Source organism: Pseudomonas sp. Hz4 (genome assembly GCF_054898165.1).
The window spans coordinates 1,092,777-1,105,918 of record NZ_CM142719.1; the positions used below are offsets into that span (position 1 = coordinate 1,092,777).

A 13,142-nucleotide genomic window follows, 5' to 3' on the forward strand; every position below is an offset into this window, starting at 1 on the left:
AAGTACCGCATTGAATCAAAGACCAGGATCGTTGAATTGACGTGAGTTGGGTCCGGGCCTGTATTGGGGCTCAACGAGTTTGGCGAGGCTCAGGAGAGGTTTGCCGAACGTCCTTAAGAGTGCAAAGACTTATGGCAAAGCGTGACTATTACGACGTGTTGGGTGTTGAGCGTGGCTCAAGCGAAGCAGACCTGAAAAAGGCCTACCGTCGCCTGGCAATGAAGCACCACCCGGACCGTAATCCCGATGACAAAGCATCGGAAGACATGTTCAAGGAGGCCAACGAGGCCTACGAAGTGCTGTCCGATTCCAGCAAACGCGCGGCCTACGACCAGTACGGTCATGCCGGTGTCGACCCGAGCATGGGCGGCGGCGGTGCCGGGTTTGGCGGTCAGAACTTCTCCGATATCTTTGGTGATGTCTTCAGTGACTTCTTCGGCGGCGGTCGCGGCGGTGCTCGTGGCGGCGCTCAGCGCGGCAGCGACCTGCGTTACACGCTGGAATTGAATCTGGAAGAAGCGGTGCGCGGTACGACCGTGAATATCCGTGTTCCGACACTGGTCAACTGCAAGCCGTGCGACGGTTCGGGTGCCAAGAAAGGCTCCGCGCCGATCACCTGCCCGACGTGCGGCGGTATCGGCCAGGTGCGCATGCAGCAAGGCTTCTTCTCGGTGCAGCAAACCTGCCCGCGCTGCCATGGTCAGGGCAAGATCATTTCCGATCCGTGCGATTCCTGCCAAGGCCAGGGCCGTGTCGAAGAGTACAAAACCCTCTCGGTGAAAGTGCCGGCCGGTGTCGATACCGGTGATCGCATTCGTCTGTCCGGCGAAGGTGAGGCGGGTGCTCAGGGTGGTCCGACGGGCGACCTGTACGTGGTGATCAACGTGCGCGAGCACGCGATCTTCCAGCGCGACGGCAAGCACCTGTTCTGCGAAGTGCCGATCAGTTTTGTCGATGCGGCATTGGGTGGCGAGCTGGAGATTCCGACCCTCGATGGTCGAGTCAAACTGAAAATCCCTGAGGGGACTCAGACCGGCAAGCAGTTCCGTGTTCGCGGCAAGGGCGTTGCGCCAGTGCGCGGCGGCGGTGCTGGTGATTTGATGTGCCGTGTGGCGGTCGAAACCCCGGTCAACCTGGGTCGTCGTCAGCGCGAGTTGCTGGAAGAGTTCCGCAGCTCTCTGGCGGATGACAACAGCCATTCGCCTAAAACCACCGGTTGGTTCGAAGGCGTGAAGCGCTTCTTTGGCGATTTGTAAGGAGTCGGCATGCGACGTATAGCTGTGATGGGCGCTGCCGGGCGCATGGGCAAGATCCTGGTCGAGGCAGTGCAGCAACGCGCGCCGCTGACCGGTCTGACGGCAGCCATCGTACGCCCTGGCAGCACGCTGATTGGCGTGGATGCCGGTGAGCTGGCTTCGCTCGGGCGTATCGGCGTGCCGTTGTCCGGTCATGTGGAGGCGGTGGCCGATGAGTTCGACGTGCTGATCGACTTCACACTCCCGGAAGTCATGCTGAAAAACCTGGCGTTCTGCCGCAAGACGGGCAAGGCCATGGTGATTGGCACTACCGGTTTGGACGCTGCGCAGAAGCAGTTGCTGGTGGAGGCGGGCAAGGACATTCCCATTGTGTTCGCAGCCAATTTCAGTGTTGGTGTGAACCTGTCGCTGAAGCTGCTCGATATGACGGCTCGTGTGTTGGGTGATGAGGCGGATATTGAAATCATCGAGGCTCATCATCGGCACAAGATCGATGCGCCTTCAGGTACGGCCCTGCGCATGGGCGAGGTCATCGCAAGCGCCCTGGATCGTGATCTGCAAAAGGTTGCGGTTTACGGGCGTGAAGGCCACACCGGTGCGCGTGAGCGTGAAACGATCGGCTTTGCCACTGTTCGTGGTGGTGATGTGGTTGGCGATCATACGGTGCTGTTCGCTTGTGAGGGTGAGCGACTGGAGATCACGCATAAAGCGTCCAGTCGCATGACCTTCGCCAAGGGCGCTGTACGTGCTGCGTTGTGGCTGGAAGGTCGTGAGCCGGGTCTTTACGACATGCAAGACGTGCTCGATCTGCGTTAAGATGCGCCCGAAACCGGGTTCCAACACACTGTTTGGACCCGGTTTTATTACGCCAAGCGACGTCCTGTCGCATTCCCCGGCCTTTAAGGCTCATTGGCGGTAGACCAAAAATGCCTTTTTCTGTAAGCTACAGCTTTAGTGTGTCCACTAAAAGCGCGCAGAATTATTCGGTGAAGAAGCGGGGTGACGTGTCCATACGTCACTCCGCTTTTTTACAACCTGCGATCGCCCTTTCAGGCTTTATTTACGGGAGGTCTTCTTGACTAAGCCAGCCATACTCGCCCTTGCTGATGGCAGCATTTTTCGCGGCGAAGCCATTGGAGCCGACGGTCAAACCGTTGGTGAGGTGGTGTTCAACACCGCCATGACCGGCTATCAGGAAATCCTTACCGATCCTTCCTACGCCCAACAGATCGTTACCCTGACTTACCCGCACATCGGCAACACCGGCACCACACCGGAAGACGCCGAGTCTGACCGCGTATGGTCCGCTGGCCTGGTCATCCGTGACCTGCCGCTGGTTGCGAGCAACTGGCGTAACACGATGTCCCTGTCCGACTACCTGAAAGCCAACAACGTTGTGGCAATCGCCGGTATCGACACTCGCCGCCTGACGCGCATCCTGCGTGAAAAAGGCGCGCAGAACGGCTGCATCATGGCCGGTGACAACATTTCCGAAGAAGCCGCCATCGCCGCCGCTCAGGGTTTCCCTGGCCTCAAAGGCATGGACCTGGCGAAAGTTGTCAGCACCAAAGAAAAATACGAGTGGCGCTCAACTGTCTGGGATCTGAAAACCGACAGCCACGCGACCCTCTCAGCCTCTGAGCTGCCCTACCACGTGGTTGCATACGACTACGGCGTCAAGCTGAACATCCTGCGCATGCTGGTCGAGCGCGGTTGCCGCGTGACCGTGGTGCCGGCACAGACACCCGCTGCTGAAGCCCTGGCTCTGAAGCCGGACGGTGTGTTCCTGTCCAACGGCCCTGGTGATCCGGAGCCTTGCGACTATGCGATCCAGGCGATCAAGGACGTGCTGGACACCGAGATTCCAGTCTTCGGTATCTGCCTCGGTCACCAGCTGCTGGCCCTGGCCTCCGGTGCCAAGACCCTGAAAATGGGGCACGGCCACCACGGTGCCAACCACCCGGTTCAGGATCTGGACAGCGGTGTTGTGATGATCACCAGCCAGAACCACGGTTTTGCGGTAGACGAAGCGACCTTGCCAGCCAACGTCCGCGCGATCCACAAATCGCTGTTCGACGGCACCCTCCAAGGCATCGAGCGTACCGACAAGAGCGCCTTCAGCTTCCAGGGTCACCCTGAAGCCAGCCCTGGCCCGAACGACGTAGCACCACTGTTCGATCGCTTCATCAATGAGATGGCCAAGCGACGCTGATCGCTCGCCGTGATGTAGCAAAGCATGAGGGCGGTCCCGATGTCGGTGCCCCCTCAAGGCTCCAAAGATTGAACAAGACGGCTTGCCGACTGACCTGCGGATTTGAGTGACAAACCCATGCCAAAACGTACAGACATAAAAAGCATCCTGATTCTCGGCGCTGGCCCGATCGTGATCGGCCAGGCCTGCGAATTCGACTACTCCGGCGCCCAGGCCTGTAAAGCCCTGCGCGAGGAGGGTTACCGCGTCATCCTGGTGAACTCCAACCCAGCGACCATCATGACCGACCCGGACATGGCCGACGCCACCTACATCGAACCGATCAAGTGGCAGACCGTTGCCAAGATCATCGAGAAAGAGCGTCCGGACGCGCTGCTGCCGACAATGGGTGGCCAGACCGCTCTGAACTGCGCACTGGACCTGGAGCGCGAAGGCGTTCTGGAAAAGTTCGGCGTAGAGATGATCGGTGCCAACGCTGACACCATCGACAAGGCAGAAGACCGTTCGCGCTTCGACAAGGCGATGAAATCCATCGGTCTGGACTGCCCGCGTTCGGGTATCGCCCACAGCATGGAAGAGGCCAACGTGGTCCTCGAGAAGCTTGGCTTCCCGTGCATCATCCGTCCGTCCTTCACCATGGGCGGCACGGGTGGCGGTATCGCTTACAACCGTGAAGAGTTCGAAGAAATCTGCGCCCGCGGCCTCGACCTGTCGCCGACCAAAGAGCTGCTGATCGACGAATCCCTGATCGGCTGGAAAGAATACGAGATGGAGGTTGTCCGTGATAAGAAGGACAACTGCATCATCGTCTGCTCTATCGAAAACTTTGACCCGATGGGCGTGCACACCGGTGACTCGATCACTGTTGCGCCAGCACAGACTCTGACGGACAAGGAATACCAGATCATGCGTAACGCCTCTTTGGCGGTACTGCGTGAGATCGGCGTGGAAACCGGTGGTTCCAACGTCCAGTTCGGCATTTGCCCGGACACTGGCCGCATGGTCGTCATCGAAATGAACCCGCGCGTATCGCGTTCCTCGGCCCTGGCGTCGAAAGCTACCGGTTTCCCGATCGCCAAGGTCGCGGCAAAACTGGCTGTCGGTTACACCCTCGACGAGCTGTCGAACGACATCACTGGCGGTAAAACCCCAGCGTCCTTCGAACCGTCGATCGACTACGTCGTCACCAAGTTGCCGCGCTTCGCCTTCGAAAAATTCCCGAAAGCCGACGCACGCCTGACCACTCAAATGAAGTCGGTCGGTGAAGTCATGGCCATCGGCCGGACCTTCCAGGAATCCCTGCAGAAAGCTCTGCGTGGTCTGGAAGTGGGCGTTTGTGGCCTGGACGAGAAGCTCGACCTGAGCAACCCGGAAAGCATGAGCGTGCTCAAGCGCGAACTGACCGTGCCGGGCGCCGAGCGTATCTGGTACGTGGCTGACGCCTTTCGCGCTGGCCTGTCGGTCGAAGACATTTTCGGCATGAACATGATCGACCCGTGGTTCCTGGTGCAGATCGAAGATCTGATCAAGGAAGAAGAGAAGGTCAAGACCTTGGGTCTGGCCAGCATCGACCGCGACATGATGTTTAAGCTCAAGCGCAAAGGCTTCTCCGACATGCGTCTGGCCAAGCTGCTGGGCGTGACCGAGAAAAACTTGCGTCGCCACCGTCACAAGCTGGAAATCTTCCCGGTCTACAAGCGCGTTGACACCTGCGCAGCCGAGTTCGCCACCGACACTGCCTACCTCTACTCGACGTACGAGGAAGAGTGCGAAGCCGCGCCGTCGGGCCGCGACAAGATCATGATCCTCGGCGGCGGTCCTAACCGTATCGGTCAAGGCATCGAGTTCGACTACTGCTGTGTACACGCGGCGCTGGCCCTGCGCGCCGACGGTTACGAGACCATCATGGTCAACTGCAACCCGGAAACCGTTTCCACCGACTACGACACCTCCGATCGCCTGTACTTCGAGCCAGTCACCCTGGAAGACGTGCTGGAAATCGTCCGCGTCGAGAAGCCCAAAGGCGTGATCGTCCAGTACGGCGGCCAAACCCCGTTGAAACTGGCTCGTGCCCTGGAAGAAGCTGGCGTGCCGATCATCGGCACCAGCCCTGACGCTATTGACCGTGCCGAAGACCGTGAGCGTTTCCAGAAGATGGTTGAGCGCCTGAACCTGCGTCAGCCGCCAAACGCCACCGTGCGCAGCGAAGACGAAGCGATTCGTGCCGCCAGCAAGATCGGTTACCCGCTGGTGGTTCGCCCGTCCTACGTGTTGGGCGGTCGTGCGATGGAAATCGTCTACGAAGAAGAAGAACTCAAGCGCTACCTGCGTGATGCGGTAAAAGTGTCCAACGACAGCCCGGTGCTGCTCGACCACTTTCTCAACTGCGCCATCGAAATGGACGTGGATGCAGTTTGCGACGGCACCGACGTGGTGATCGGCGCGATCATGCAGCACATCGAGCAGGCCGGTGTTCACTCCGGTGACTCCGCATGCTCCCTGCCGCCGTACTCGCTGCCTGCACACATCCAGGACGAGATGCGCGAACAGGTCAAGAAAATGGCTCTGGAGCTGGGCGTTGTCGGCCTGATGAACGTTCAGTTGGCGCTGCAAGGCGAAGACATCTACGTCATCGAAGTCAACCCGCGCGCTTCCCGTACCGTACCTTTCGTGTCCAAGTGCATCGGCGTTTCCCTGGCGATGATCGCGGCTCGCGTCATGGCAGGTAAAACCCTGAAGGAAATCGGCTTCACCAAAGAAATCATTCCGAACTTCTACAGCGTGAAAGAGGCGGTATTCCCATTCGCCAAGTTCCCTGGTGTGGACCCGATCCTGGGCCCAGAGATGAAGTCCACCGGTGAAGTGATGGGCGTGGGTGACACCTTCGGTGAAGCGTTTGCCAAAGCACAGATGGGCGCCAGCGAAGTGCTGCCAACTGGCGGTACCGCTTTCATCAGCGTGCGTGATGACGACAAGCCACTGGTTGCAGGCGTGGCCCGTGATCTAATCAACTTGGGCTTCGAAGTGGTCGCCACTGCCGGTACTGCCAAGGTGATCGAAGCCGCAGGCCTGAAAGTGCGTCGTGTGAATAAGGTGACCGAAGGTCGTCCGCACGTGGTCGACATGATCAAGAATGACGAAGTCACCCTGATCATCAACACCACTGAAGGTCGCCAGTCGATCGCCGACTCGTACTCCATTCGTCGTAATGCCCTGCAGCACAAAATCTACTGCACCACCACCATTGCTGCTGGCGAAGCCATCTGCGAAGCGCTGAAGTTCGGTCCCGAGAAGACCGTGCGCCGCTTGCAGGATCTACACGCAGGATTGAAGGCATGATCAAGTACCCAATGACCGTCCAGGGCGCGAAAGCCCTGGAAGAAGAACACGCTCACCTGACCAAGGTCATCCGCCCGAAGCTCAGCCAGGACATTGGTACGGCTCGCGAATTGGGTGACTTGAAGGAAAACGCCGAGTACCACGCTGCCCGCGAGCAGCAAGGTATGGTCGAGGCGCGGATTCGTGACATTGAGGGCCGGATTCAGAATCAGGTCATTATTGATGTCACGACCATTCCTCGCACCGGTAAAGTGATATTCGGTACCACCGTTGAAATCGCCAACGTCGAGACGGATGAGCGCGTCACTTACCACATCGTGGGTGAGGATGAGGCTGACTTCAAACTCGGCAAAATTTCGGTGGGTTCGCCACTGGCCCGCGCCTTGATTGCCAAGGAAGAGGGTGATGTGGTTGCCGTGAAAACGCCGGGTGGCGTAATCGAGTACGAGATTGTCGAAGTTAGCCACATCTGAACGCAGGCGCCCGCTACGTGCGGGCGCCATGCTTTGGCAGCTGACTCAGATGTTGTGGGTTGGCGGCCTGTGGCTATTGCTCATCGGCCTTGTGCCGGTGCTGGGGCGAATTGGCCTGGCACCGCTGCTGATCGACGAAATTGCAGACATGCTTGATGCGCTGATGGTGGGATTCGCCGCAGCGTGCGTGACTTTTCAGGCTTTGGTGCTGGTTCAGGCCGAGGGCCTTGCCAGTCTATGGCGCGATATTCGCGGGCAGCTGCTGCTGATGGCGCTGTATGCGTGTGCGATGTATGTCGCGGTGCGTATCGGCTGGCCGGATGCGGTGCGTTGGCAGGTGTTCAGCTATCTTGTTCTGGGCTTTTCCGGGCTGGTGCTGGTGTTGCAGCCAGTGCCTGGATGGAGTGGCAGGGTGCGCGAAGCACACCCTTGACCCTTGTCATCACTTGAAGCGATGGACGTTCGACAGCTGCTTGTTGACGCTGAAGTTCTTGCGGTAAATCAGTGCCATCTTGCCGATGACTTGAACCAGATCCCCTTTGCCGACCTTGCAGAGTTCTGCAATGGTCGCCAGGCGCGATTCGCGATCGAGGATGTTGAGCTTGATTTTGATCAGCTCGTGATCCGCCAAAGCGCGTTCAAGTTCGGCTAACACACCTTCAGTCAAACCGTTGTCAGCCACAGTCAAAACTGGTTTCAGATGGTGGCCAATGGATTTGTACTGTTTCTTCTGCTCTTGAGTGAGCGGCATAATCTGACCCCTGTGTCTGATCTTGTAAAAAGCGGCGGCCAGTTTACCCGAGCGAGTCCGGGACCGCCCAGTTAATCACGACCCGTTTTATTTTCGAGGTGGCCCGTGGCCCGTTCCAAGACAAGCCTTAAGTGGCTGCAAGAGCATTTCAACGACCCATTCGTCAAAATGGCGCAAAAAGATGGGTACCGCTCTCGTGCCAGCTACAAACTGCTGGAAATCCAGGACAGAGACCGTTTGATCCGTCCAGGCATGAGCGTGATCGACCTGGGCGCCGCCCCGGGTGGTTGGTCCCAGGTGACCAGTCGTCTGATTGGTGGGCAAGGTACGCTGATTGCTTCCGACATCCTTGAAATGGACAGCATCCCTGATGTGACCTTCATTCAGGGCGACTTCACCGAGGACGCCGTGCTGGCGCAGATTCTCGAAGCTGTCGGAAAAAACGAGGTAGACCTTGTGATTTCCGATATGGCCCCCAATATGAGTGGATTGGCGTCTGTTGATATGCCGCGATCGATGTTCCTGTGCGAGTTGGCGCTGGATCTGGCGACTCGGGTGTTGAAGCCCGGTGGTGATTTCTTGATCAAGGTTTTCCAGGGTGAAGGTTTCGACGAATACCACAAAAGCGTTCGCCAGCAATTCGAGAAGGTCACGACGCGCAAGCCTAAATCATCGCGCGATCGCTCTCGTGAGCAGTATCTGCTGGCTCGTGGTTTCCGCGGTCGCAGCGAGGAATAAGAGGTTTTTCGACCGGGGTGATAGGTTTTTAGTATTTCGCCCCGTGAGCATTAGCGAATAGTGTGTAGAAAGTGTTTCACAAAGGGTTACAGACGGCGCCTGCCAGAGCCGTAGGTAATGTAGTAAGTTAGGCCGGTGAATATCATGCGAAGCGCGCGCCATTAGCGGAGCTTGCTTCAGAGGGTAGTTAATTGAACGATATGGCAAAGAATCTGATCCTGTGGTTGATCATCGCGGCTGTCCTGGTGACAGTGATGAACAACTTCTCCAGCCCTAACGAGCCGCAGACCCTCAACTATTCCGACTTCATCCAGCAGGTCAAGGATGGCAAGGTCGAGCGCGTAGCAGTTGACGGCTATGTGATTACCGGCAAACGCAACGATGGCGACAGCTTCAAGACCATTCGTCCTGCAATCCAGGACAACGGTCTGATCGGCGATCTCGTGGATAACCACGTTGTGGTCGAAGGCAAGCAGCCTGAGCAGCAAAGCATCTGGACTCAACTTCTGGTCGCAAGCTTCCCGATCCTGGTGATCATCGCCGTGTTCATGTTCTTCATGCGGCAGATGCAGGGCGGTGCCGGCGGCAAGGGTGGGCCGATGAGCTTCGGCAAGAGCAAGGCGCGCCTGCTCTCCGAAGATCAGGTGAAAACCACTTTGGGTGACGTTGCCGGTTGCGACGAAGCCAAGGAAGAGGTCGGTGAACTGGTCGAGTTCCTGCGTGATCCGGGCAAGTTCCAGCGTCTGGGTGGTCGCATTCCTCGCGGCGTACTGATGGTGGGTCCTCCTGGCACCGGTAAAACCTTGCTGGCCAAGGCGATTGCCGGTGAAGCCAAAGTGCCGTTCTTCACCATTTCCGGTTCCGATTTCGTCGAAATGTTCGTCGGTGTCGGTGCCAGCCGTGTTCGTGACATGTTTGAACAGGCCAAGAAACACGCTCCATGCATCATCTTCATCGATGAAATTGACGCCGTCGGTCGTCATCGTGGTGCCGGCATGGGTGGCGGTCATGACGAGCGCGAACAGACTCTCAACCAGTTGCTGGTAGAGATGGACGGCTTCGAAATGAATGACGGCATCATCGTCATCGCCGCAACCAACCGTCCAGACGTACTTGACCCGGCATTACTGCGTCCGGGCCGTTTCGACCGTCAGGTTGTCGTCGGTCTGCCGGATATCCGTGGTCGCGAGCAAATTCTCAAAGTTCACATGCGCAAAGTGCCAATGGGTGACGATGTCGCTCCGGCCGTAATCGCTCGTGGTACTCCTGGTTTCTCCGGTGCCGACCTGGCCAACCTGGTGAACGAGGCGTCGTTGTTCGCAGCCCGTACCGGCAAGCGCATCGTCGAAATGAAAGAGTTCGAGTTGGCCAAAGACAAGATCATGATGGGCGCCGAGCGCAAATCCATGGTCATGTCGGAGAAAGAGAAGCGGAACACCGCTTATCACGAAGCGGGCCACGCAATTGTTGGTCGCGTGGTGCCTGAGCATGATCCGGTCTACAAGGTGTCAATCATTCCGCGCGGTCGTGCGCTGGGTGTGACCATGTTCCTACCGGAAGAAGATCGCTACAGCCTGTCCAAGCGTGCGTTGATCAGCCAGATCTGCTCGCTGTACGGCGGTCGTATTGCTGAAGAAATGACCTTGGGCTTCGACGGCGTCACCACCGGTGCGTCAAACGACATCATGCGTGCCAGCCAGATTGCACGAAACATGGTGACCAAGTGGGGCTTGTCGGAAAAACTCGGCCCGTTGATGTACGCCGAAGAAGAGGGCGAAGTGTTCCTCGGTCGCGGCGGTGGTGGTCAGGGTGCAAGCTTCTCCGGTGAGACAGCTAAGCTGATTGATTCCGAAGTGCGCAGTATCATTGATCAGTGCTACGGTACGGCCAAGCAGATCCTCACGGATAACCGTGACAAGCTCGACGCAATGGCTGATGCCTTGATGAAGTACGAAACGATCGATGCCGATCAGATCGACGACATCATGGCGGGTCGTACACCTCGCGAGCCTCGCGACTGGTCAGGAGACAGCACCGGTACCTCCGGAACACCTCCGACGGTGCAGGATGAGCGTCCGGAAAAACCTATAGGCGGTCCGGCTGCTGACGTTTAAGGTTTGAAATGACTTCTGTTCTGTCCTCGACCCGGTTGCCTTGCGGCAACCGGGTTCTTGATTTGGCCCGGACGCATGTCATGGGCATTCTCAATGTCACTCCCGATTCCTTCTCTGACGGTGGCCAATACAGCCAGCTCGATGCGGCCTTGCGCCATGCTGAGGCTATGGTGGCAGCCGGCGCGACCCTGATCGACGTCGGTGGCGAATCGACCCGGCCGGGCGCCAGGGCGGTTTCACCGCTGGAAGAGCTGGAGCGCGTGGCACCCATCGTCGAGCGAATTCATCGCGAACTGGATGTGATTATCTCGGTCGATACGTCCACGCCAGCGGTCATGCGCGAAACCGCACGACTTGGGGCTGGATTGATCAATGATGTGCGATCGTTGCGGCGCGATGGCGCTCTTGATGCGGCCGCGGCCACGGGTCTGCCGGTGTGTCTGATGCATATGCTTGGTGAGCCGGGCGACATGCAGGACAATCCGCATTATCAGGACGTCACGAAAGAGGTGGGCGAGTTTCTCGCTGAACGGATGGCACAGTGTGCGTCGGTGGGGATTCCGGCTGAACGGATCATTCTTGATCCGGGTTTCGGCTTCGCGAAAAACTTGCAGCACAATCTAAGCTTGTTCAAACATATGGAGGCCCTGCATGCCTTGGGGCGGCCCCTGTTGGTCGGGGTTTCGCGAAAGAGCATGATAGGTCAGGCCTTGAATCGTCCGGTTGGAGGGCGTCTGTATGGGGGTCTGGCGCTTGCGGCGCTGGCTTCGGTCAAGGGTGTGCGTATATTGCGCGTCCATGATGTGGCCGAAACTGTCGATGTGGTGCGGATGATCGCCGCAGTGGAATCAGCCGAATAAACGATGGAGTACTTATGACTAAAAAATACTTTGGCACCGACGGCATTCGTGGTCGAGTCGGCGAGTACCCGATTACTCCTGATTTCATGCTCAAGCTCGGCTGGGCTGCAGGCATGGCATTCCGCAAAATGGGCGCCTGCAAGGTACTGGTGGGCAAGGACACCCGGATCTCCGGCTATATGTTCGAATCGGCGCTCGAGGCCGGGCTTACGTCGGCCGGTGCGGATGTCATGCTCCTGGGTCCGATGCCGACACCGGCCATCGCCTACCTGACGCGTACCTTCCATGCCGAAGCGGGCATCGTGATCAGTGCCTCGCACAACCCTCACGATGACAACGGCATCAAATTTTTCTCCGGAAAGGGCACCAAGCTTCCGGATGAAGTCGAGTTGATGATCGAAGAACTGCTCGACACCCCAATGACTGTGGTTGAGTCGAGCAAGATCGGCAAGGTATCGCGAATCAACGATGCCTCGGGCCGTTATATCGAATTCTGCAAGAGCAGCGTTCCTACCGGCACCAGTTTTGCCGGGCTGAAGATCGTGATCGACTGCGCCCACGGTGCGACCTATAAAGTGGCGCCTAGTGTGTTCCGTGAGCTGGGGGCCGATGTCGTTGTGCTTTCTGCTCATCCTAATGGCCTGAACATCAATGAGAATTGCGGTTCAACCCATATGGAGCCTTTGCAAGCTGCTGTATTGGCTGAACATGCTGATTTGGGTATTGCCTTTGATGGTGACGGTGATCGAGTCCAGATGGTCGATCACACTGGCGCGGTCGTCGACGGCGATGAGTTGCTGTTCATCATTGCTCGCGATCTGCATGATCGCGGCAAGTTGCAGGGTGGTGTAGTCGGGACGTTGATGAGTAACCTGGGGCTGGAACTGGCCCTGGCGGATCTGGCGATCCCTTTTGTGCGCGCCAATGTCGGTGACCGATATGTGATCGCTGACCTGTTGGAGCGCAACTGGCTCGTAGGTGGTGAAAACTCAGGGCATATCGTCTGCTTCAATCACACCACGACGGGTGATGCGATTATTGCTGCACTGCAGGTGCTGATGGCGCTGAAACGTCGCTCCGAGGGTCTGGCTCAAGCCCGTCAGGCATTGCGTAAATGCCCTCAAGTGCTGATCAACGTGCGTTTCGGCGGGGGTGCAAGCCCTCTCGATCATCCCTCGGTCAAAGAGGCCAGCGAGCGCGTTACCAACGCTATGGCTGGTCGTGGGCGCGTGCTGTTGCGCAAGTCCGGGACGGAGCCGCTGGTGCGGGTCATGGTCGAAGGCGAGGACGAAACACAGGTTCGCGGTTACGCTGAAGAGCTTGCAAAACTGGTTACTGAAGTTTCTGCCTGAATTCGGCTTGCCAGCCATGATTGTGTTGGGTAACATCTGCGCCCACT

At 58.0% G+C, this 13,142-nt stretch carries 11 protein-coding genes; 10 read left to right on the top strand and 1 reads right to left on the bottom strand.

Features of this window, described 5'->3' with window-relative positions; all coding sequences use genetic code 11:
• Nucleotides 1-131 precede the first annotated feature (131 nt).
• The 6 genes from dnaJ (at nucleotide 132) to ACYZTR_RS04855 (ending at nucleotide 7,713) form a co-directional block, all read left to right on the top strand.
• A complete protein-coding gene (gene dnaJ / locus ACYZTR_RS04830; protein ID WP_461976881.1) occupies nucleotides 132-1,256 on the top strand; it encodes a molecular chaperone DnaJ in 1,125 nt (374 codons plus the stop codon).
• A gap of 9 nt (nucleotides 1,257-1,265) precedes the next feature.
• Complete coding sequence (gene dapB, locus ACYZTR_RS04835; RefSeq protein WP_461976883.1) at nucleotides 1,266-2,072, top strand: 4-hydroxy-tetrahydrodipicolinate reductase; 807 nt, start codon at nucleotides 1,266-1,268, stop codon at nucleotides 2,070-2,072.
• A gap of 259 nt (nucleotides 2,073-2,331) precedes the next feature.
• Nucleotides 2,332-3,468: a glutamine-hydrolyzing carbamoyl-phosphate synthase small subunit gene (gene carA / locus ACYZTR_RS04840; protein ID WP_461976885.1), complete on the top strand. Its 1,137-nt coding sequence runs from the start codon at nucleotides 2,332-2,334 to the stop codon at nucleotides 3,466-3,468.
• A gap of 117 nt (nucleotides 3,469-3,585) precedes the next feature.
• Nucleotides 3,586-6,807: a carbamoyl-phosphate synthase large subunit gene (carB, locus tag ACYZTR_RS04845; RefSeq protein ID WP_461976887.1), complete on the top strand. Its 3,222-nt coding sequence runs from the start codon at nucleotides 3,586-3,588 to the stop codon at nucleotides 6,805-6,807.
• Entirely contained in the window at nucleotides 6,804-7,280 is a 477-nt protein-coding gene (greA, locus tag ACYZTR_RS04850; protein WP_449643161.1) for a transcription elongation factor GreA, read from the top strand. Before carB ends, greA begins: the two co-directional genes overlap by 4 nt.
• A 28-nt stretch (nucleotides 7,281-7,308) precedes the next feature.
• A complete protein-coding gene (locus ACYZTR_RS04855; protein WP_461976890.1) occupies nucleotides 7,309-7,713 on the top strand; it encodes an MFS transporter in 405 nt (134 codons plus the stop codon).
• A gap of 9 nt (nucleotides 7,714-7,722) precedes the next feature.
• On the opposite strand, the gene ACYZTR_RS04860 is transcribed toward ACYZTR_RS04855, so the two are convergent.
• On the bottom strand, nucleotides 7,723-8,031 hold the full coding sequence (locus ACYZTR_RS04860; protein ID WP_282374969.1) for a YhbY family RNA-binding protein: 309 nt from the start codon (nucleotides 8,029-8,031) through the stop codon (nucleotides 7,723-7,725).
• Between the two features lie 105 nt (nucleotides 8,032-8,136).
• On the opposite strand from ACYZTR_RS04860, the gene rlmE reads away from it, so the two are divergent.
• From rlmE to glmM, 4 genes are all read left to right on the top strand, one after another.
• A complete protein-coding gene (rlmE, locus tag ACYZTR_RS04865; RefSeq protein ID WP_282374971.1) occupies nucleotides 8,137-8,769 on the top strand; it encodes a 23S rRNA (uridine(2552)-2'-O)-methyltransferase RlmE in 633 nt (210 codons plus the stop codon).
• A 200-nt stretch (nucleotides 8,770-8,969) separates the two neighbouring features.
• Nucleotides 8,970-10,883, top strand: a complete 1,914-nt coding sequence (gene ftsH, locus ACYZTR_RS04870) for an ATP-dependent zinc metalloprotease FtsH (RefSeq protein ID WP_461976892.1) — start codon at nucleotides 8,970-8,972, stop codon at nucleotides 10,881-10,883.
• A gap of 8 nt (nucleotides 10,884-10,891) precedes the next feature.
• On the top strand, nucleotides 10,892-11,743 hold the full coding sequence (folP, locus tag ACYZTR_RS04875; protein ID WP_461976894.1) for a dihydropteroate synthase: 852 nt from the start codon (nucleotides 10,892-10,894) through the stop codon (nucleotides 11,741-11,743).
• A 14-nt stretch (nucleotides 11,744-11,757) separates the two neighbouring features.
• Nucleotides 11,758-13,095, top strand: coding sequence for a phosphoglucosamine mutase (gene glmM / locus ACYZTR_RS04880; RefSeq protein ID WP_461976896.1), 1,338 nt, complete (start codon nucleotides 11,758-11,760; stop codon nucleotides 13,093-13,095).
• Nucleotides 13,096-13,142 lie beyond the last annotated feature (47 nt).